The 19,846-nt window shown below is 63.8% G+C and carries 24 protein-coding genes and 1 tRNA gene; 14 read left to right on the top strand and 11 right to left on the bottom strand.

Annotated features, from left to right (window positions below; genetic code table 11):
* The 3 genes from ACNJYA_RS05610 to ACNJYA_RS05600 are packed head-to-tail and all read right to left on the bottom strand — an operon-like array spanning position 1 to position 3,049.
* Positions 1-1,071 (bottom strand): efflux RND transporter periplasmic adaptor subunit, encoded by a 1,071-nt coding sequence (locus tag ACNJYA_RS05610; protein WP_439402195.1) that lies wholly within the window; start codon positions 1,069-1,071, stop codon positions 1-3.
* The gene (locus ACNJYA_RS05605; RefSeq protein WP_439402194.1) at positions 1,068-2,183 is read right to left on the bottom strand and encodes an efflux RND transporter periplasmic adaptor subunit; all 1,116 of its coding nucleotides are present in this window, start codon (positions 2,181-2,183) and stop codon (positions 1,068-1,070) included. Before ACNJYA_RS05605 ends, ACNJYA_RS05610 begins: the two co-directional genes overlap by 4 nt.
* Positions 2,180-3,049 carry a histidine kinase dimerization/phosphoacceptor domain -containing protein gene (locus ACNJYA_RS05600; RefSeq protein WP_439402193.1) on the bottom strand — a complete coding sequence of 290 codons (870 nt, stop codon included), beginning with the start codon at positions 3,047-3,049 and terminating at the stop codon, positions 2,180-2,182. The genes ACNJYA_RS05605 and ACNJYA_RS05600 overlap by 4 nt, the downstream gene beginning before the upstream one ends.
* 210 nt (positions 3,050-3,259) lie before the next feature.
* Between ACNJYA_RS05600 and ACNJYA_RS05595 the strand changes: the two genes are divergently transcribed.
* Entirely contained in the window at positions 3,260-3,913 is a 654-nt protein-coding gene (locus ACNJYA_RS05595; RefSeq protein WP_439402192.1) for a TetR/AcrR family transcriptional regulator, read from the top strand.
* A 37-nt stretch (positions 3,914-3,950) separates the two neighbouring features.
* Here ACNJYA_RS05595 and ACNJYA_RS05590 read toward each other — a convergent pair whose 3' ends face one another.
* From ACNJYA_RS05590 to ACNJYA_RS05580, 3 genes are all read right to left on the bottom strand, one after another.
* Positions 3,951-4,595, bottom strand: coding sequence for a TetR/AcrR family transcriptional regulator (locus tag ACNJYA_RS05590; RefSeq protein ID WP_439402191.1), 645 nt, complete (start codon positions 4,593-4,595; stop codon positions 3,951-3,953).
* Positions 4,596-4,603: 8 nt separating this feature from the next.
* Positions 4,604-5,041 (bottom strand): hypothetical protein, encoded by a 438-nt coding sequence (locus ACNJYA_RS05585; protein ID WP_439402190.1) that lies wholly within the window; start codon positions 5,039-5,041, stop codon positions 4,604-4,606.
* Between the two features lie 79 nt (positions 5,042-5,120).
* Complete coding sequence (locus tag ACNJYA_RS05580) at positions 5,121-5,375, bottom strand: hypothetical protein (RefSeq protein WP_439402189.1); 255 nt, start codon at positions 5,373-5,375, stop codon at positions 5,121-5,123.
* A gap of 156 nt (positions 5,376-5,531) precedes the next feature.
* Between ACNJYA_RS05580 and ACNJYA_RS05575 the strand changes: the two genes are divergently transcribed.
* The 10 genes from ACNJYA_RS05575 to ACNJYA_RS05530 all read left to right on the top strand — a co-directional run bounded on the left by ACNJYA_RS05575 (position 5,532) and on the right by ACNJYA_RS05530 (position 12,896).
* Positions 5,532-5,732, top strand: a complete 201-nt coding sequence (locus ACNJYA_RS05575) for a hypothetical protein (protein ID WP_212254106.1) — start codon at positions 5,532-5,534, stop codon at positions 5,730-5,732.
* The gene (locus ACNJYA_RS05570) at positions 5,729-5,884 is read left to right on the top strand and encodes a hypothetical protein (RefSeq protein WP_164940715.1); all 156 of its coding nucleotides are present in this window, start codon (positions 5,729-5,731) and stop codon (positions 5,882-5,884) included. The genes ACNJYA_RS05575 and ACNJYA_RS05570 overlap by 4 nt, the downstream gene beginning before the upstream one ends.
* Positions 5,885-5,905: 21 nt before the next feature.
* Positions 5,906-6,124, top strand: coding sequence for a hypothetical protein (locus ACNJYA_RS05565; RefSeq protein WP_246570570.1), 219 nt, complete (start codon positions 5,906-5,908; stop codon positions 6,122-6,124).
* Between the two features lie 40 nt (positions 6,125-6,164).
* Positions 6,165-6,464 (top strand): hypothetical protein, encoded by a 300-nt coding sequence (locus ACNJYA_RS05560; protein WP_439402188.1) that lies wholly within the window; start codon positions 6,165-6,167, stop codon positions 6,462-6,464.
* Positions 6,465-6,487: 23 nt separating this feature from the next.
* Positions 6,488-7,087: a PepSY domain-containing protein gene (locus ACNJYA_RS05555; protein ID WP_212254104.1), complete on the top strand. Its 600-nt coding sequence runs from the start codon at positions 6,488-6,490 to the stop codon at positions 7,085-7,087.
* A gap of 31 nt (positions 7,088-7,118) precedes the next feature.
* Positions 7,119-8,285 (top strand): DUF3734 domain-containing protein, encoded by a 1,167-nt coding sequence (locus tag ACNJYA_RS05550; protein ID WP_212254103.1) that lies wholly within the window; start codon positions 7,119-7,121, stop codon positions 8,283-8,285.
* Positions 8,286-8,312: 27 nt separating this feature from the next.
* Positions 8,313-9,104, top strand: coding sequence for an acetoacetate decarboxylase (locus ACNJYA_RS05545; protein ID WP_212254102.1), 792 nt, complete (start codon positions 8,313-8,315; stop codon positions 9,102-9,104).
* A 64-nt stretch (positions 9,105-9,168) separates the two neighbouring features.
* The gene (locus ACNJYA_RS05540) at positions 9,169-9,957 is read left to right on the top strand and encodes a 3-hydroxybutyrate dehydrogenase (protein ID WP_439402187.1); all 789 of its coding nucleotides are present in this window, start codon (positions 9,169-9,171) and stop codon (positions 9,955-9,957) included.
* 348 nt (positions 9,958-10,305) lie between these two features.
* The gene (locus ACNJYA_RS05535) at positions 10,306-11,532 is read left to right on the top strand and encodes an ABC transporter substrate-binding protein (protein WP_439403381.1); all 1,227 of its coding nucleotides are present in this window, start codon (positions 10,306-10,308) and stop codon (positions 11,530-11,532) included.
* A gap of 272 nt (positions 11,533-11,804) precedes the next feature.
* Positions 11,805-12,896 (top strand): enolase C-terminal domain-like protein, encoded by a 1,092-nt coding sequence (locus ACNJYA_RS05530; protein WP_439402186.1) that lies wholly within the window; start codon positions 11,805-11,807, stop codon positions 12,894-12,896.
* Between the two features lie 9 nt (positions 12,897-12,905).
* On the opposite strand, the gene ACNJYA_RS05525 is transcribed toward ACNJYA_RS05530, so the two are convergent.
* From ACNJYA_RS05525 to cpdR, 4 genes are all read right to left on the bottom strand, one after another.
* Entirely contained in the window at positions 12,906-13,481 is a 576-nt protein-coding gene (locus ACNJYA_RS05525) for a RidA family protein (RefSeq protein ID WP_439402185.1), read from the bottom strand.
* Between the two features lie 369 nt (positions 13,482-13,850).
* The gene (locus ACNJYA_RS05520) at positions 13,851-14,324 is read right to left on the bottom strand and encodes an L-2-amino-thiazoline-4-carboxylic acid hydrolase (protein WP_439402184.1); all 474 of its coding nucleotides are present in this window, start codon (positions 14,322-14,324) and stop codon (positions 13,851-13,853) included.
* Between the two features lie 284 nt (positions 14,325-14,608).
* Positions 14,609-14,683 (bottom strand) — tRNA-Val (locus ACNJYA_RS05515).
* A gap of 72 nt (positions 14,684-14,755) precedes the next feature.
* Complete coding sequence (cpdR, locus tag ACNJYA_RS05510; protein WP_007597092.1) at positions 14,756-15,115, bottom strand: cell cycle two-component system response regulator CpdR; 360 nt, start codon at positions 15,113-15,115, stop codon at positions 14,756-14,758.
* Between the two features lie 333 nt (positions 15,116-15,448).
* On the opposite strand from cpdR, the gene ACNJYA_RS05505 reads away from it, so the two are divergent.
* The 3 genes from ACNJYA_RS05505 (at position 15,449) to ACNJYA_RS05495 (ending at position 18,645) form a co-directional block, all read left to right on the top strand.
* A complete protein-coding gene (locus ACNJYA_RS05505; protein ID WP_172784984.1) occupies positions 15,449-16,339 on the top strand; it encodes an N-formylglutamate amidohydrolase in 891 nt (296 codons plus the stop codon).
* Positions 16,340-16,863: 524 nt separating this feature from the next.
* Entirely contained in the window at positions 16,864-17,646 is a 783-nt protein-coding gene (hisN, locus tag ACNJYA_RS05500) for a histidinol-phosphatase (RefSeq protein WP_172784985.1), read from the top strand.
* A 21-nt stretch (positions 17,647-17,667) separates the two neighbouring features.
* Positions 17,668-18,645, top strand: a complete 978-nt coding sequence (locus ACNJYA_RS05495) for a Bug family tripartite tricarboxylate transporter substrate binding protein (protein ID WP_212254095.1) — start codon at positions 17,668-17,670, stop codon at positions 18,643-18,645.
* A 178-nt stretch (positions 18,646-18,823) separates the two neighbouring features.
* Here the strand turns inward: ACNJYA_RS05495 and ACNJYA_RS05490 are convergent, their stop codons facing one another.
* Positions 18,824-19,714 carry a LysR substrate-binding domain-containing protein gene (locus ACNJYA_RS05490; protein ID WP_212254094.1) on the bottom strand — a complete coding sequence of 297 codons (891 nt, stop codon included), beginning with the start codon at positions 19,712-19,714 and terminating at the stop codon, positions 18,824-18,826.
* Positions 19,715-19,846: the final 132 nt, after the last annotated feature.

Raw genomic sequence — 19,846 nt, 5'->3', positions numbered from 1 at the left:
CTATTGATCCTGTTCGAAGCGGACGTGCTGGCCCGGCTTGAGGCTGTGAATGCCGGCGGTGACGACGCGGGTGCCTGCGGCAAGCCCGCCGGTGACACGGATGCCCGCCTGTTCGGCGACACCCTCGATCTTCTGCAGCGAGACGGTGCCGGCGGACTGATCGACCACCCAGACGAAATCGGCGCCGTCCTTGGCGAGCACCGCCGATGCCGGCAGGCGCAAGACTTTGCTGTGATCCTTGCCGAACTTTGCCGTGATCGTCGCGCCAAGGCGGAAGTTTTCGGGCGGGTTGTCCAGCGCAATCCGAACACGACGCAGCCGCGTCACCGCATCGGCTTGCGGCGCGATTTCGCGAATCCTGCCCTCGACCTGAACGGCGGGAAGGAGCTGCAGGCTGACGCTGAACGGGAGACCGATTTCGAGCGGCACAGGCAGGTCTTCCCCGATATCGACGACCGCCTCGCGAATGTCCGGCCGCGCGACCGTCACCACGGTTTGACCGGGCGAGACCACCTGGCCGACTTCGGCGCCGACGGCGGTGACGACGCCACCGAAGTCGGCCTTGATCTGGGCATAGCCGAGTTGTTCGATCGCTTTGGTCAGGTTCGCCTGCTCCTGCGCGACGCTTGCTTCGGCGCCGGCGCGGGCCTGCTCGGCATTATCAAGCGTCTGCCTGGTGGTCGCATCGCTGGTGATCAGCGTGCGTTGCCGCTCCTCCGTGGCCCTGGCTGTCGCAAGCTGCGCCTCGGCCTTGGCAAGCTGAGCTTTGGCAGCGCGAACGGCGAGATCGAGTGCGGTGGGATCAATCGTCCCGATGATTTGTCCTTCGCTGACGATGTCGCCAACGTAGACCGCACGCGAGGTCAGCCATCCGAGCACGCGAAAGCCGAGGTTGGTCTTGTAGCGCGGCTCGACGACCCCGACCGCAACCGTGCTGTCAGCGCTATTCGGCTTGGCCACCATTGAGAGCACGGGGCGCACCGGCTCCGGCGCGTTCGTTTCCTGCTGACAGCCTGCGAGCAACGAGGCCGCCGCGAGCGTGCCAGCAATCAACATGACCAGTCGCTTCATGACCGACCTCCCTCCTCGGTGACCGACTGACCGACGCTCAAGAGCTTGCCGCCGTCGACGACGACGCGCTCGCCGGGCTCGAGGCCCGCCTTGATCAGCACCTGACCGGCTTCATAAGCGCCGACCGTGACGGGCTTCAGCGACGCTGTCTGCGTCCTGGGGTCGACGGTCCAGACGGCAGGCCTGCTGCCCGTGGCCATCAGCGCGCGCCAGGGCAAGGCGATCTCCTTCTGGGCTTTCGCCTTGACCGTTCCCGCGACGGCGCTGCCCAGCGTCATCGCAGCCGGCGGATTCTCGATGGACACCTTGACGCGGATCGTTGAGCTCTTCGCATCGATTGCAGGTGAGATCTCCCTCACCTCCCCCGTCACCGTCACGCTTGGGTCGGAGAGCAAAGCCAACGCGACGCTGCGGCTCTCAGTCTGGCCAAGGAAGACGGATTCGTAGACCTCGAAGACGGCATCCCGCTCCCCGTCCTGAGCAAGCGAGAACACCGGTTGGGCAGCCGGAACGACCTGACCGACCTCGAGATTTCGCGCGGTAATGACGCCGTCCGCTTCAGCGCGCAGCACGGTATATCCGAGCGCATCGCGCGAGGTGCCCAGCTGCGCCTTGGCCGCCTCCAGCACGCCCTCTGCCGTCCGCAAGCCTTGCTGGGCCTGATCGTAAACGGTACGGGTGGTGAAGCCGCTTGCGATCAGCGCTTTCTGCCGCTCGAACGTGGCCTTTGCCACGCGTAGCTGGGCTTCGGCCGAGGCCACTGCCGCCGTCGCAGCATCGACATCAGCCTGTTGCTCGGCCGGATCGAGCCGGGCGAGGACGTCGCCCTTGTTGACGTGCGCACCGACGTCCACGGTACGAGCGATCACACGTCCGCCGACGCGGAATGAAAGATCGGCACGGAAGCGCGCCTGAACCTCGCCCGTCAGCGTGATGGTAGCTTGCCGATCGCGCGGCTGCACGACCGTGGTTCGGACCAACGTGGCCCGCGTGGCCGTCTGCGCCGCGTGATCGTTGCAACCGGCCAACGCAATGCTGACAAGCACGGTCGCTGCAGCGAGGGCCTTTCCCAGATGTGGCGTTCGAATAGGGTTCGAGAATTGGCTTGTCATGGCGCGTCCGTATGATGGGAAGCTGACAACAGCCCGCCGAGCGCATCGGCGGATCGGTGAAGGACGACCAATTCACCGTCGTGCTGGCGCAGTGGTCCCGCAATGGGATCGGTCTCAACGGCCGGTCCGCGTTGACCGGTCGCTGTGCTTGCCGTGAGCACCGCGTCGCCTGGAGCGGCGGCTTTCGTGCGGCGCGGGGCCCTCATCTGGCGCGTTGCGATCGACCAGTTTGCGCCCCGTTCGCGTTCGGTCAGCGGGAACGAGAGAACGATCGAGGTGAATTCGGCGCCGAAGCCCTGCTCGACCCGGCCGCCGAGCGCTCGCGCGATTTCCCTCGCAATTCGCAATTCGCGGTCGGAAGTCTCCCGCGCGGGACGCGAGCCGTTGTCCAGGATCACGCAATTCACCAGCGCACCGGTACGGGTCAGCTTGATCCTGATCTGCCCGGTCCGGGCGTCGAAACAGGCGTGCCTTGCCGCGTGCATCACGAGCTCATGGACGATCAGCCCCAGATGCCAGCAGCGCTGCGGCTGAAGCGCGATGGACTGGGTCGCGAATGCCAGCTGAATGTTCATCCGGTCCAGGACTGCCCGGCGCATGCCACAGCCCAGTTTGCGGATGTAGGCCGCGGCCTGGATCAACGTTTCACCCGCCGGCGTGGCCAACTCACGATGCACATCGGCGTATCCCTGCAGCAGCTCGACGACATCGCTGAGCGCGCACTTGGCTTCCGTCCCCTCGACCCGAATGGCGGCGGCGGAGACCAGATTGATGGCGAAGGCGACACCGTTGGTGACCCTGTGATGCAGCTCGCGCAGCAGCACGCCTTCCGGCAAGCCAGACGAGGCTGGGCTCAAGACAGACACGACATTCTCCTCGTTCCGTTTGGGCGATCGGAGTCGAACGCCCCACATCTTTGCGACCCTGTTCGTCAGGCGCACCCGCCAAGGCTCAGCGACGTGCAGACCCAACGTATTAATAAACTATACCGTATATTTTCTTTTTCTTGCCTTTCTTCCCGAACCATGTCAAGCGAGAAAGCGACACGCACAGATTCGTGATTTCGGAGTGCCAAGATGAAGAAGACGAAGCGAGGCAGACCGCCCAAGGATCTTGCCGGCGACGCGCAAGCGCGCATTCTCGATGCAGCCCAGCAGCTGTTTCTGGAGAAGGGCTTCCGCAGCGCCAGCATCGACGACATTTCCGAGCTTGCTCCCGCAAGCAAGCCGACGATCTATGCCCACTTCCCCGGCAAGGAAGCGCTGTTCGCGGCGGTAGTTGCGCGTACCATCGACGGCTTGACGGACTTCGAGGGGTTTTCGCCCCAGGGCCGTACCATCGAGGACAAGTTGATGAGCCTGGGGACCGCCATCGTCGAAAGGGTGGTCGAGGAATCGCTCGGCATGGTGCGCGCGACGATCGCGGAATCGCAGCGGTTCCCCGAACTGAGCCGCAACGTTCACGACGCAGCCCGCGATCGCTCTCTGGCCGCGGTGTCCCAGTTGTTGGACGACGCCACGCAGAAGCTCTCTCGCACCGCGAGAGGCCCTTTCAGCGCCAAGCGAAGCCGCGCCACCGCGCAGATCTTTCTCGACCTGATCCTGCTACCGATGCTGTTCCGGTCGCTCGTCGGCGAGACGCCGAAAGACCTGAAGAAGGAGCTTCCCGGCTTCGTGCGCGAGCGCGTCGGCTTTTTCCTGGCTGCCTGCGAGACAGACTGGACGCACTAGCTGTCTTCTTTGGATGGTTGGATTGGAAGCATCCGCACTAGCCGGCGACCTTGAGCTGCACGGGAGCTGTCATCTCGGCCGGCTGCAGGAATGGCGCGCGACGCAAAGCGCTCGTACAAAAACTCAGCATCTCCTCGAAGCTCGGTCGCAGCGTCGCAGCTCCGATGCGCGACGGATCGAGATGGACATCCATGGCTTCCAGCAGGCAGCAGGTCAGCGCCATCGGACTGCCGCCCTGCAGTTCACCGCGTGCTTGCCCGTTACCGATGACCGGTCGCACCAGCCCTCGGATCCTGTCGTCGTAGGTGAGGACGACCGTCCAGTTCTCACGAACGGCCAGCGTTATCAGGTCTTGCAATCGCCGATGCTTCGCCGGTCGAGCTTCATTGCAGTCAGCGATGGCCTTCAGGATTGCGCCTAAGCGCCGCAGCGGTGGCCCACTGCCGTGAGCCGCTTCAGCCGCCGCGCTGACCGCCTCCTCGAGCACCTGCTCCACCACAGCCTCCTCGATCGCCCGCCTCGAGGGAAAGAATCGATAGACGCTTGCCGAAGACATCGCCAGACTCCGCGCAATGTCGGCGACGGTGGTCTTGTTGTGCCCCATCTCGCCATAGAAGTGGATGGCAGCCTGCACGATCCTGCGGCGCGCGCTCCTCGTTCGATCTTCAATCTGCTCGCGCATAACGTCACTCACCGCGCCGGAATGTTCATCAGCTCGCGGCGGCAGGCCTCTCCGAAATCGCGCAAGGGATCCATCTCCTCGATGAATTTGGGGAGATCGACGAATGTGCGATTTGGCGAGACATATGTTTCGATGATCAGGTGCCCAGCTCTCTCGGCGGCCTGAACGACCTCGCTGCTCGACAGGATCCGCATGCGTCCGACCAGCGTATAGAGGCTGACCAGTTGCGGGATTTCGGCCTGGTCATTGACCAGGGCATCGGCATAGAGCCGTGATGCCTCCTCGATGAAGCTATGGTACAATTGTTCGCGCTTCGAGAACGAGCGGGCATGATGAAGCTCGCGACGCCTTCGGCGTCCGCTGAACCATCCGCTGATGATGGTCGAGACTGCGCCGACGGCAGAGCCGCCGAAGGCAGCCAGGGCCGGTATGTACACCGTGCTCATAAGATTGCTCCTGTCTCCTGTCGCGATGCGGATGTGGTTCAAGGCAGCGCCCGGTCACATCACGCCGCAACGTCGCTCGTTATCTGGCCCTGACTGAACCGGTGGATGCCTGCTCGAACACCGCTTTACAGCCTTCGCTCAGATCAGCTTTTCTGAACCGCAGACAGGCTTCGACTCCGGAGGGGTCGGGAATGTAGGCACTGCACAGACGAAAGGCGTCGGACGTGCAAGCCGCTCGCTGCTCGGGTGTGCCCCGGTTCTCCTGGGCAAAGGCCGCCGCGCTCCCGAGCGCAACCACCATGGTTGCGAACAGCGCCTGCATCAATCTCGTCATGTCAGATCCCTTCTCTGCTCGAAGCTTCTGGTTGAACCTGGCGGAGCCTCGCCGCCTTTGATCCTGCACACGCGCTTGTGACGCACTCGTCTTGACTTCGGCCGTGGCGCGTGATTTATATGAACTATACGGTGTATTTTATTACGGAGACGCGAAATGTCAACTCTGCTGTTTGCATTGATGCGCGAAAATCCGCTGCCTGGCCTCGCCGCCGCATCGCTGAACGTGATTGTCGCCTTGTGCCTCGTGGCCCTGAGCGTGCTGCTTGGCATCACGATCGCGATGATCGCTTGGGCCCATACGCTTGCCGCGCGCGAGCCCGACGCGGTTCAGCTGGAGCGGAGGACCCTCGCATGACAGCGGCCCTTCTGATCGCCCGCGACTGCATCATCTACTGGGTCAACGTCTGGATCGCGCCGGTCGAATGCGTGTTCGACGTGATCGAGTCCGAGCTCGCGCGCAGGGGCGTTGCGCCCGAGGAATTCGACCGCCTTTCGCAGGCGGCGTGAGACGACGCCCGGTGTCCTGACATGCTGAACTTCGTCGAAGTCTTTGACGTGATGGAAGTGAATCCAACCAGTGGAGAAGCCATCTGGACCGGTCTCACCGGAACACGAACGGCGCTCCAGCGCGACGGATTCATGATCAACCCGAAAGCCAGCGCCTATTGTCCAACGGACTGGCTCGATGAGCGCGGTTATCTCGATGTCGAGCTCGCACGCCGGCACCCGCGCCCCTGGAGTATCTGATGATGAGCCGGACTGATTTGCCCGTCGGGAGTGACCTACCGTGAGCCGACGATCCGCAATGTTCATGCATGCGAGGCAGCCGACCGACTCCGCCCTACCCTTGCGCGGCTATTTTCTGTCGGTGGGTGGAGCGCTGGTCTGCCTGCTTTTGCTGGCGAGCTGGGTGCTGCCGGCGCAACCGCCGACTCATCCTGCCGAGCCTGATCCTGCACCGCCCTCAATCCGCATCCACTCCGACGTGAAGCCACCGGAGCGCGTTGTGATCGATACGAATCAGTCGCTGCCGGGGCCCTCCGACAAGGAGATCGTCGTCGCTCACAGGCCCGTCGCAAGCGATTAACCAATCAGACCGAGATTGATCCGATGTCGAAGCAGCATTTGTTTGCCCTGATCATGTGGTCCGCCACGCTCGCCGCGACAGCCGCCGTCGCTGACGTACAGAAATCTGCAGATGCAGACAGCCGAAGCGCGAGCGCGCAAAGCCAGGCCGAGGAGGCCGCCATCCAACGCGTTCTCTCGGAATTCCGCACCACACGCGTCCCGCTCAGCCGAGCGATGGCGATCGCGGAACGCCTGCATGACGGCTCCAAGACCGCCGACATCAGCTTCGAGATCGACGGCCCGCCCGTCTACCGCGTTCGCACGATCCGGAATGAGCGCGTGTGGGAGAACGCCATCGATGCAAATACCGGAAGCATCATGGGCAAGGAGATGACATCTTCGCTGAAGGAGCTCGATCGCGAAGACCTCGCCAACATTCTTGCCCTGAAATGGATCAAGCAGGAATTGTCGGATGCCGTGCAGGTCGCCGAGAAAGCGGCGGCAGGCAGCGCTCTGGCCGGTGGACTGATCCAACAGAACGGCAAACTCAACTTCGTGATCGTGGTCGCCACCGGGGACCATTTGAAAGAAGTCACGCTCGAGCCGCCCAAGGTCAGCAAGCAAGACTTGAGCCGCCCTTAACCCTCCAATCAGCAATTCAAGAGCACTCGCCATGAACTTCCAGCCTCGATCGCAGCTCTCACCCGCACAGCGGCAGCTTCCCTTCGACTGCATCGCACTGCTGTTGCAAGGCGGCGGTGCGCTCGGCGCGTACCAGGCGGGCGTCTACGACGCCTTGGCCGAGGCGAGCATTCACCCCGACTGGGTTGCCGGCATTTCGATCGGAGCCATCAATGCGGCCATCATCGCCGGCAACGCGCCCGAGACCCGCGTCGACCGCCTGCGCGATTTCTGGACCCAGGTCACTTCGACGGCGCCCTGGGAGTGGTCGGCTTTCAGCGATTGGACAAAGAGCGACAACACGCGCAACCTCATCAACCAGATGAGCGCCGGTCTTGCGGCGACATGTGGCGCCACCGGATTCTTCTCCGCCCGCCCCGTTTTGCCCTGGCTACAGCCCGGTGGAGCCAGCGATGCGACCAGCATCTATGACACGCGCGCGCTCAAGACCACGCTGGAGCGACTGGTCGATTTCGATCGGCTCAACAGCGGACTGACGCGCTTCAGCGCCGGCGCGGTCAACGTCCGAACCGGAAATTTCGTCTATTTCGACAATACCACCCATACGATCCGCCCCGAGCACATCATGGCGAGCGGCGCACTGCCGCCGGGCTTTCCAGCGGTGGAGATCGAGGGCGAGCACTATTGGGACGGCGGTCTCGTCTCCAACACGCCGCTGCAATGGGTGATCGAATCGGATGCCCCGCAGGACATCCTGGCGTTTCAGGTCGACCTCTGGAGCGCGCGCGGTCAACTTCCCGCCAACATGGCCGAAGTGATCACACGGCATAAGGAAATCCAGTATTCCAGCCGTACGCGCGCCAGCACCGACCAGTTCAAGCGGGTGCAGCGCCTGCGGCGCGCACTCACGGACCTGCTCGGCCGGTTGCCCGACGATCTCAGCCAGCACGAGGACGTGAAGCTGCTCAGCACGGCGGTCTCCCGTAACGTCTACAACATCGTCCACCTGATCTATCGCGCGCGTAATCACGAGGGGCACTCCAAGGACTACGAGTTCTCGCGCCTGTCGATGCAGGACCATTGGCAGGCCGGCTACCACGACGCGTTGCGCACGCTGCGCCATCCCGAGGTGCTCGCTCGGCCTTCGAGTCCCGATGGGGTCTTCACCTTCGATCTCGAACTTGACGGCCGCGAGTAGCCTCCACCTCATCCTGGAGAGAGCCAAATGCGCGAGACTGACGTGAGACAACGAGCCTTCGCCATGCCGCTGACCAGCCCGGCCTATCCGCCCGGGCCGTACCGGTTCGTCGATCGCGAATACCTGATCATCACCTATCGCACCGATCCGGCCAAGCTACGGGCCGTGGTTCCGGGGCCGCTCGAGGTCGACGAGCGAGAAGCGCTGGTCAAATACGAATTCATCCGGATGCCCGATTCCAACGGCTTTGGCGACTACACGGAAAGCGGTCAGGTCATTCCCGTCTCGTTCCGCGGACGCAGGGGCGGTTACACCCATTGCATGTTCCTCAACGACGAAGGTCCCATCGCGGGCGGACGCGAACTCTGGGGCTTTCCGAAGAAGCTTGCGCAGCCGACGTTGCGAACCGAGATCGACACGCTGATCGGTACGCTGGATTATGGCCCTGTGCGGGTCGCCACGGGGACGATGGGCTACAAACATCGCGAGGCCGATCTGGCGAAGGTCAAGGCTGCACTTCACGAGCCGAACTTCCTGCTCAAGATCATCCCGCACGTCGACGGCAGCCCACGCATCTGCGAGCTCGTTCAGTACCATCTCGAGGACATCGTGCTGAAGGGGGCCTGGACCGGACCGGCGGCTCTGGCCCTCACACCACACGCACTGGCGCCGGTTGCAGAACTGCCGGTCCTGGAGATCGTCTCAGCGATCCATATCCGCGCCGACCTTACACTCGGCCTCGGGACCGTGGTGCATGACTATCTGCAACAGCCGGCTCGCGGCTCAATTCGCGCCGGTGAGAAGGCTCTGGTCTTCTAACTTTGACCGCGCGTGGCGTCCGAGGCGAGCGCCGCTCCTGTGCGAACTTTACGAGGAAGTTACGATGAAAATTCTGAACGGTAAGACCGCAATCGTCACAGGCTCGACCAGCGGCATCGGCCTTGCTTGCGCGCAGGCCTTCGCCAGCGCCGGCGCGAACGTTGTGATCAACGGCATGGGCGCCCCAGGCGACGTCGAGGAAACGCGTGCTGCGATCGAGCGCGATTTTTCCGTCGAGGCGATCTACTCGCCTGCGGACATGACGAAGCCGAGCGAAATCGCCGAACTCATTGCTCTTGGCGAAAGGACCTTCGGCAGCGTTGACATCCTGGTCAACAACGCCGGCGTCCAACACGTTTCGCCGATCGAGGACTTTCCCGCCGAGAAGTGGGATGCGATCATTGCCATCAACCTGTCCGCCGCTTTCCATGCCATCCGCGCGGCGGTACCCGGCATGAAGAAGCGCGGCTGGGGCCGCATCATCACCACGGCTTCGGCACATTCCTTGGTCGCCTCACCGTTCAAGTCGGCCTATGTCGCTGCCAAGCACGGCATCACGGGCCTCACCAAGACGGTGGCGCTGGAGCTCGCCCGCTCGAAGATCACCTGCAATTGCATCAGCCCCGGCTACGTCTGGACGCCCCTCGTGGAAAAGCAGATCCCGAACACGATGGCGGCCCGCCGCATGCGGAGGGATGAGGTCATCAGCGACGTCCTGCTCGCTGCGCAGCCTACCAAGGAGTTCGTCACCGTCCAGCAGGTCGCCGCGCTCGCACTGTTCCTGTGCAGCGACGATGCCGCTCAGATCACGGGCACCAACCTCTCGATGGATGGCGGCTGGACGGCCGCGTAGCCGCTTTCAATCACGGAACTTTCATCGTGCATTCTTTCGAGCGGCGGCCTGCTTGAGCTCTTCATCGAGGGCTTTCAGATCGACTTCAAAGCCGCATTTTCTCGCATGAGCTGATCAGTTCGCCCCGCAGACGCCTGGAAACGAACCCATCAAGCTTGTGCAAGCGGGTGTCGATCGGCCTCGTGCAGCCTTGCCGGCACGTCAGCACGCCTGCCTCTTCGCACCGCCGGTTGCGCGGCGTTGACGCGGCCCATCGAGCCACAGCTTTGCCAAACGCTTGATCTAGATCAACCTACCTTGATGCAGGCTGAGCCGACCTCGCTGGGGGCCAACCACAGGGCATCGAACATGCGCGTCATCGGCAGGATGCTGTTCGCTTCCGTGATTGCCGTCGCATCGCTGGGCGCGATGTCGCAGCAGCAACACTCGGATCAACCCGCAAGCGACCAGGAGATCCGCATCGGCAATGTCATGCCGTATTCGGGGTCGCTGTCGGAGTTCGGCGCAATCGGCCAGGCGGAAGCGGCCTATTTCGACATGGTCAACGCGCGCGGCGGGATCAATGGCCGCAAGATCCGCTTCATCACCCGCGACGACAATTCCGACCCGGGGACCGCGCTGGAGCTGACGCGCAAGCTGGTCGAGACGGACGGCGTGCACCTGATGTTCGGCTCGTTCGGCACGCCGGGCAATCTCGCCACGCGCCGGTACCTGAACGAGATGAAGATCCCGCAGCTGTTCGTTGCCACCGGCGACGAGGAACTGAGCCAGCCGAGCGCGTTTCCCTGGACCATGGGCTGGCAGCCGTCGTTCCGGTCGGAGGGACGCATCTATGCCAACTACATCCAGGCCTATTACCCCAGAAAGAAGATCGTCGTGCTCTGGCAGAACGACCAGTTCGGACGCATGCTGTACAAGGGCATCCAGGAGGGCCTTGGCGATCTCAACCGCCACGTTCTCGTCGACATCGCCTTCGACCTTGCCGATGAGCATCTCGACGGGCACATCTCGATCCTCAAGCGCGCCGGCGCCGATATCTTCGTCTTCCTCGGCGTGCCCTCGACCGCATCCAAGGTGATCAAGCTGGCAGCGTCCATGAATTGGCGTCCGGTCTTCATCGTCAACGATGCCTCCGCCTCGATCGCCAATGCGATGGCGCCCGCGGGGCTGGAGAATTCCGCCGGCGTGATCTCGGCGGCCTTCCTGAAGGATCCGAGCGATCCGGCCTGGAAGAACGATCCCGCCATGAAGGACTGGTTCGCCTTCATGGACAAATACCATCAGGTCGAAAGCACCAACAATAGCGCAGCCGTCTTTGGCTACGCCGCGGCCGAGGCGCTGGCGCAGGTGCTGAAGCAATGCGGCGACGACTTTTCGCGCGAGAACATCATGCGCCAGGCGGCCTCGCTCAGGGACGTTAATCCCTCCCTGGCGTTGCCCAACATCCGGATGAGCACCTCGCTGAACAATTATCTGCCGATCAGGCAGATGCGGCTGGTGCAGTTCGACGGCCGGTCGTGGCAGCAGTTCGGGGACGTGATCGAGACGGCGTTCACGGAAGGTGCGGCAAGATGAGGTGACTCTGACCCTCCCCTGGAGGCGCAGTGCTGTCGCATTTGAGAGCTTTTCCGTGCGGCCATCCTTCGAGACGCCCGCTTTAGGCGGGCTCCTCAGGATGAGGACGGAGTGCGCGGAAGCAGTTTCAACTCGCACTGACGCCAAATAGCCTCATTCCGGCTTAAGCGAGGCCAGCGCGTCTCCAGCAGCGAGCGCACGCGGGTCCTTTTCGTTTGATCACGGATGCTTAAGATCGGCGCGACCTGCAGCCGCTCCGACGGGAGAGACCCATGACCGAGACCATCCGCATCAAGCGCTTTGTCGCACGTCCCGTGATCGTGCCGATGAACCTGCCGCTCCAGACCTCGACCGGGGCGGTCGCCAAGGCGCCGCTGGTGCTGATCGACTGCGAGACCGACCACGGCGCGACAGGCCATGCCTATCTGTTCTCGATCACGCCCTCGGCCCTGAAGCCGCTGACGGCGATGGTCACGGAAATGTCAGATCTCGTCGCCGGCGACGAGCTGCTGCCGTTCGAGATCGAGCGCAAGCTGAGCCAGCGCTTCACGCTGCTGGGCCTCGCCGGCCTGCAGCGGCTGGCGCAATCCGGCATCGACATGGCGGCATGGGACGCTCTGGCGCGCACGCGCGGCCTGCCGCTGGCGCGCCTGCTCGGCGGCGCGCCGAAGCCGGTGCGCGCCTACAATTCGAAGGGCCTCGGCATCATGCCGGCGGGCGCGGCGGTGGAGGAAGCGCATAAGCTGCTGGCCGAAGGGTTTCACGCCGCCAAGATCCGCGTCGGCCGGAGCGATGCGCGGGAGGACCTCGCCGTCGTGCGCGCGGTGCGCAAGGCCGTCGGCGACGAGGTCACGCTGATGTGCGACTACAACCAGGCGCTGACGGTCACCGAAGCGATCCGCCGCGGTGAGATGCTCGACGACGAGGGCCTCACCTGGATCGAGGAGCCGATCCGCCACGACGATTATGAGGGCAATGCCCGCGTCGCCGACGCGCTGCAGACGCCGGTCCAGATCGGCGAGAACTTTGACAGCGCGTTTTCCATGCAGAGCGCCCTCGCCGCGGAGGCCTGCGACTACGTGATGCCTGACGTGCAGCGCATCGGCGGCGTCACCGGCTGGCTGCGGGCCGCATCGCTCGCCCATGCGGCCGGCATCGAGATGTCGACGCACCTGTTCTCGGAGATCAGCGCGCATCTGCTCTGCGTGACGCCATCAGCGCATTGGCTGGAATATGTCGACTGGGCCGACGCCGTGCTGGCAACGCGGCTGCAGATCAAGGACGGCTTTGCGGTGCCGAGCGAGGAGCCCGGCAACGGGATCGCGTGGGACGAGGCGGCGGTCGCCAAATATCTCGTCAAATAGAACGACCTCCTACGGCCGAACGGCGGCAATCATGCTCAGCTCGACCGGCGCTCCCCGCGGCAACTCGGCGACGCCGACGGACGTTCGCGTGTGACGGCCGCGATCGCCGAGGCGTTCGATCAGCCGGTCGGAGGCACCGTTCATGACTTGCGACTGCTGGGTAAATCCGGGCGCTGAAGCAACATATCCAACGAGTTGCAAGACCTGGACGATCCTGTCCTCGCCGCCCGTTGCGTTGTTGATCGCCGCAATGCAGAGATCGGCGCAGAGGGCCGCAGCCTCCTGCGCGGCCGCCATATCGACGCCAGCGCCGACCTTGCCTGCATACAGCAGGTCCTCGCCGCGACGGGGCAGCTGACCGCTGACATAGGCAATTCCATCATGGATGATCACCGGCAGATAGTTGCCGCCGGGTTTGTTGATGCTGCTCATCTTGAAAGCCTGCCTTCTTTTCATCTCCGGCACAGCGACGCATTTCGCCGAACGCCGTAACCCGATCGCACCAGGCTCGTTGCCGTGGTGGCGGACCGGACAATGGCAGGCGGCGAGTCGTGGATCAAGGCGGTGCAGATCCAGCTCCGACAAGACCTCGCCTGCATGCATTGCACGGCGGCGGTGCGCGGGAGCAAACGCGACGTTCCGTCATCCTGAGTCGCGAGTGTCGCGATGCAAATGCATCTCGCCGGGAGCCTCGAAGGATGAAGGCCCGGATACAACCGGGCCATCGCCCTTCGAGGGCCGCTGAAGAAGCGGCCACGTCCAGCGACAACGGCTTCGCCGTTGCGCGGGGGTGACGGTCCGCATGTATCTGCCGGCTGCATCAACATCGTCATTGCGAGCGCAGCGAAGCAATCCAGACTGCTGCCTGCGGAAAGACTCTGGATTGCTTCGCTGCGCTCGCAATGACCGGCCCCATCATTGCCACGGCGAGACAGATCGTCCGCATCGTGCCCGTCATCGTGACCCGCCCACATCGCGCTTGTAGCGGAAGTCGCAATGGGAGGCGCCTTGCATGATCGTCTGCGTGCGCGTGAGCTTGACGTCGGGACCAAAACCTTCCGCGGTGGCAAAGTCCGCGGTGCAGATCAGGAGGAAACCGAGCTCCGGCTCGCCCAGGGCCTTGTAGAACTCGGCATAGGCGCAGCGCGTCACGTCGATAGCGAACGCGTCATGCGTCTGCTCCACGACGTCATAGGCGAGCGCATCGTCGCGGGCATAGGTGCGGAAGGCCGAGGACACGGCCTTGCCGAGATCGCGCTCGTTCTTGGCCTTCCAGAATTCCTCGCCGAAGCGGCGATAGAGATCGCCGAGCGCCTTGCGCACCAGCGCGTTGGCGCGCGTCTCGCCGAGCTCGGCCTGCAATGCCTTGACCAGCGGCACCAGCACCTGCGCCTGGATCTTTGCCTGTTCGATGACGGATACGGTCATGGCGGCCTCGCGTCGGAGACACTATCGTAGACCTGATGGAGCGTGCGCGTAATCCGGGGCGGTGCCCGAGGGGATAGAGCCCTGGATTGCGCTGCGCTCCATCCAGGCTATGAATGTTCCAATGATACCGAGGAGGCCGCACCAGTCCGTCTACGCTCTTCGAGCTACGCCGGACACGCTTCGCAATGAGATTCCCGGCTTGCCGAGCCGAGCTCGCGGCGGCAGCCCGCCTGCGCCCGTTGGGCTTCGGCGCGGCATCCTTCACTCGCTTCGCGAGCGAAGGATGGTGGGCACGACAGGGATCGAACCTGTGACCCCTACCATGTCAAGGTAGTGCTCTCCCGCTGAGCTACGTGCCCTAGAGGTCATTTCATCGGTGGGGTCCCTATAACGGCTCAGGGGACCCGGCGCAAGGACGGAACGGGGCCGATTTAGGCCGCCAGCATCTTGTTCACTTCGCTGACCAATTCGCGCAAATGCACGGGCTTGGACAGCACCTTGGCGTTCTTGGGGGCGTCCGAATCCGAGTTCAGGGCGACCGCGGCAAAGCCGGTGATGAACATGATCTTGATGTCGGGATCGAGTTCCGAGGCCCGGCGGGCCAGCTCGATGCCGTCCATTTCCGGCATCACGATGTCGGTCAGCAGCATCTCGAACGGCTCTTCCCGCAGCCGCTGATAGGCGGCCATGCCGTTGTCGTGGGACGAGACCTGAAAACCGGCGTTTTCCAGCGCCTTGACCAGGAAACGGCGCATGTCGTTGTCGTCTTCGGCGAGCAGGATCTTTGGCATGGCAGGAAACGTCGAATCCCCAGAGGATATCAGCAGAGGTCACTAAGCCCGACAGAGGGTAAATTTGGGGTGAAAATCTTAACCCTGCGGCGGCCCCGCTGCCGGCTCTTTGTGGACCGTAACGAACTCCGAATCAATCGAGCCGGATCTGCGGGTCCACATCCCGATGCCCGCACGGTTAAGACCTGTTCCAATCGGCCAATACATCTTTTCGCTTGGCAGAATGGTTGCGATTCCGGACAATGACGACACATAAGAGCCGCGTGATCGGCCGAATCATTGAATCCGGAGCTTGTCCGGATCGTGCGGCACGAAGGGACGAAGCCTGAGAAGATGACCCGGTTTGACGGCGACATGTCGCCAGCCTTCGAGATCTTCGAGCCCGCCGAATGGCGTGCGCCTGTCATCTTCAACTCGCCGCATTCCGGCTCGACCTATCCTGAGGAATTCCTGGCGGCCTCGCGGATCGACCTGCCGACGCTGCGGCGGTCGGAAGATTCGTTCATGGACGAGCTGATCGGCCATCTGAGCGCGCGCGGCTTTCCGACGGTGCGGGTCAACTTTCCCCGCTCCTATGTCGACGTCAACCGCGAGCCCTATGAGCTCGACCCGCGCATGTTCACGGGCCGCCTGCCGAGCTTCGCCAACACCCGCTCGATGCGGGTCGCCGGCGGCCTCGGCACCATTCCGCGCGTGGTTGGCGACGGCCAGGAAATCTATCGCGACCGCATCCTGGTCGATGATGCGCTGGGGCGCATCGAGACGCTGTACAAGCCCTACCATCGCGCGCTGCGCCGGCTGATCAACAAGGTGCACCAGATGTTCGGCACGGTGGTGCTGGTGGACTGCCATTCGATGCCCTCGGTCGGCGTCAGCAGGGACGAGCCGCGCCGGCCCGACGTCGTGATCGGCGATCGCTACGGCACCAGCTGTACGCCGCTCTTGCCCGATCGCGTCGAGGAGACCATGAGCGGGCTCGGCTATTCGATCGGCCGCAACAAGCCCTATGCCGGCGGCTTCATCACCGAGCATTACGGCAATCCCGCAAGCGGCCTGCACGCCGTGCAGCTCGAGCTCAACCGCGCGATCTACATGGACGAGCGGCGGCGCGAGCGCAGTGCTCGCTTTGCGCAAGTGGCCTCCGACTTCGGCGTTCTCGCCGACGTGCTGGCGACCACGATTCCGTTCGCCGACCTCGGCCCGTTCCAGGCCGCGGCGGAATAGGACTCAGCTTCTCTCCAACGACGAGACCTTGCGCGCGAGTGCGCTTTCACTTCGCAAGCTTGCGCGCCCCAAAATGAAAACGGCGGGGCTAAGAAAAAAGGGCCGCTCGCGAATGACGCAAGCGGCCCAAGTCTAGGGAGGAAACGCCCAAGGAGGGCAGCGGTAACGCAGAGCGCTACCGCACCGCAACAATATGCGGCCGCGCCGCACAAAGTGCAAGGGCTTTTGCGCCGTTTCCCATGCAAATCGCACATGGCTCAGTTGCTTCCATGGAAACCCAGATTCAGTTTCTTTGATAAGGAAATTCAATGGGTTGATAGTCGTTTGCATACGAACAAGGCAACCTCGGAACTAAGTTTTCAACTCCGTGATCGATATTTGGCCAGCAGATGACTGGAATGGGGCAGCGCGCTTCGGCATCCAAAATACCAGGGCGCAACATCAAGACAGCGCTGCACGCGGCAGGCGAATTGAGCTAGGCAGGAGGCAAGCTTCATCCAACCTTCGCTTCGAGGATTTCGCCTGTGACGGTGATCGACTTCTCCGCCTTCATCGGTCGGCTTGCCACCGCCTCCGGCGAAACCATCCTGCCGTTCTTCCGCACCTCGCTGTCGATCGACGACAAGAGCAAGACCAAGGATTTCGATCCCGTGACGGAGGCCGACCGCGCCGCCGAGGCGGTGATGCGGCGGCTGATCAAGGCCAACTTCCCCCAGCACGGCATCGTCGGCGAGGAATTCGGCAGCGAGCGCGAGGACGCCGACTACGTCTGGGTGCTCGATCCCATCGACGGCACCAAATCCTTCATCGGCGGCTTTCCGATCTGGGGCACGCTGATCGCGCTGTTGCACAAGGGCACGCCGGTTTTCGGCATGATGCACCAGCCCTTCATCGGCGAGCGCTTTTCCGGCGACAACGGTTCGGCCAATTATAAGGGGCCGTCGGGCGAGCGCCGGCTCCAGGTCCGCCGCTGCGCTTCGCTGTCGGAGGCCACGACCTACACCACCAGCCCGCTGCTGATGAACGAGAGCGACCGCGCCATCTTCGGCCGCATCGAGAGGAGCGCGCGGCTGTCGCGTTATGGCGGCGACTGCTACTCCTATTGCATGCTTGCCGCCGGCCACGTCGACCTCGTGGTCGAGACCGAGCTGAAGCCCTACGACATCGCGGCGCTGATCCCGATCGTAACCGGCGCAGGGGGCGTCGTCACCACCTGGGAAGGCAAGCCGGCCCAGGGCGGCGGCCGCATCATCGCGGCCGGCGACGCGCGGGTTCACGAGGAAGCGTTGAAGCTTTTGAACCAATAGCAAGGGAAGCGGAGGGCTTGCATGATTCTCTCAAGCAGGCTGCTCGTTACATTGTTCTTGGGATTGTTCCTGCTGCTGCCATCGCTGGCATCGGCGCAGAACTTTCCGGCCAAGCCGATCAAGCTGATCGTGCCGTTTTCCGCCGGCGGGCCCAACGACATCATCGCCCGGGTCGTCGGCCAGCGCATGTCGGAACTGTGCGGTCAGCCGGTGCTGATCGACAATCGCGGCGGACAGGGCGGCGTGCTCGGCACCGACGCCGTAGCGAAGAGCCCGCCCGACGGCTACACCATCGCGATCACTTCGGCTGGCGCCCTCGCGATCAGCGCGAGCATGGAGAAGGTCGCCTACGACACCCTCACCGACCTCACCCCGGTGACGCTGGTCGCGATCGTGCCGGAAATGCTCGTCGTCGCCGCCAACGTCCCCGCAAAGGACGCCGGCGAATTGATCGCGCTGGCCAGGGCGCAGCCGGGCAAGCTCAACTTCGCCTCAACCGGCGCCGGCAGCCTGCCGCATCTCGCCGGTGAATTGTTCAAGCTGACGGCCAGGATCGACATCGTCCACGTGCCCTATCGCGGCGCCGCGCCTGCGGTGAACGACCTCCTGGGGCAGCAGGTGCAGATGGCGTTCCTCGATCTCCCGGCGCTGCTGCCGCAGGTCAAGACGGGCGCCCTGCGCCCCATTGCCGTCGGCTCGGCCGAACGTGCCCCGACCGCGCCTGACGTCCCGACCACCGCGGAAGCGGGCTTTCCCGATCTGCGCATCGAGAACTGGTACGGCATGGTCGCGCCCAAGGGCACGCCGAAGGAGATCATCGCCGCGCTGCATGGCCTCGTCACGAAGGCAATGGCGGATCCCGCGGTGAAGGAAAAGCTGAGCCAGCAAGGCGCGACGCTGATCGGCGATGAGCCGGAGCATTTTCGTCAATTCATCGCCGACGAAACCAAGAAGTGGGCGAAGGTGATCAAGGACGCCGGCGTGGAGACGGCGAAGTAGACTTGCTGACCCTCCCCTGGAGGGGGAGGGTCGATCGCGCGAAGCGCGAGCGGGGTGGGGTGATCTCTCCACGCGGGCACTGTTGGATGTGGAGAGACCGTCACCCCACCCCGTCTCACATTTCGCTCCGCTCAATGTGAGCCGACCCTCCCCCTCCAGGGGAGGGTAAGAGCGCCCCTCACACCGCCTCGGCCCTGAGATGCTCCACCAGCATCTTGGCCGGCCGCGGCAGCGTCTTGAAGCTGCGCGCGCAGATCACGAGGCGGCGGTTGGCCCAGGCATCGCGCAGGCGGACCATGGCAAGCGGCATAGTCTTGGCGCAGCGGCGGGCGGCGGCTTCGGGCACGAGTGCGACGCCGACATCGGCGGCGACCATCTGGCAGATCGCGTCGAAATCGCGCAGGCGGGCGCGGACATGCTGGCGGATGCCGAGCCGCGCCGCGTGCCTGGAAATATGCATCTGGAGCGCGGTGGCGCTGGTCAGGCCGACGAAGTCGCAAGCCCCCGCCTCCTGAAAGTCGATCTGGCGGCGGCCGGCGAACGGACCGCGTTTCGAGGTCACCAGCGTCAGGCGATCCTTGCTGAAAGGGAAGCGCTCGATATGCTCCGGCAGCGCGTGCTCGGCGGCGAAGCCGAGGTCGGCAGCGCCTGCGGCGATCGCCGCCGCGATATCGGTGCTCTCGCGTTCCTCGATGTCGACGGCGACGTCGCGATGCTCGCGCAGGAAGCCGGCGAGCGCCTTCGGCAAATGCTCCGACAGGCCCGACGTGTTGGCGAGGAAATGCACGCTGGCGCGCACGCCGCTGGCAAAGCCGGCAAGATCGCCGCGCATGGCGTCGATCTGATGGATCACGAGCCTGGCATGATCGAGCAGGCTCTCGCCGGCCGCGGTCAACTCGATGCCGCGGCGCCCGCGCTTGAGCAGTACGACGCCGAGCGCATCCTCCAGGCCCTTGATGCGCGCGCTGGCCGAGGCCAGCGCCAGATGCGAGCGCTCCGCACCGCGCGTGATGCTGCGCTGGTCAGCGACCGCGATGAAGAGCTGGAGATCGACGAGGTCGAAGCGCATGAAATGTCTCTTCTTTGTTGTTGGAGTATGATCTTGTCGGAAAACCGCTTCGCACTTTTCCGGATCATGCTCCAGCCTTCGTTGGTAGCGAAGGCTGTCTCCGTAACCTCCAGATTGTGCGCCCGCGCGGCT

This window comes from Bradyrhizobium sp. BLXBL-01, assembly GCF_051853025.1.
Taxonomy (GTDB): domain Bacteria; phylum Pseudomonadota; class Alphaproteobacteria; order Rhizobiales; family Xanthobacteraceae; genus Bradyrhizobium.
This window is presented reverse-complemented; position numbering and strand designations above follow the sequence as displayed.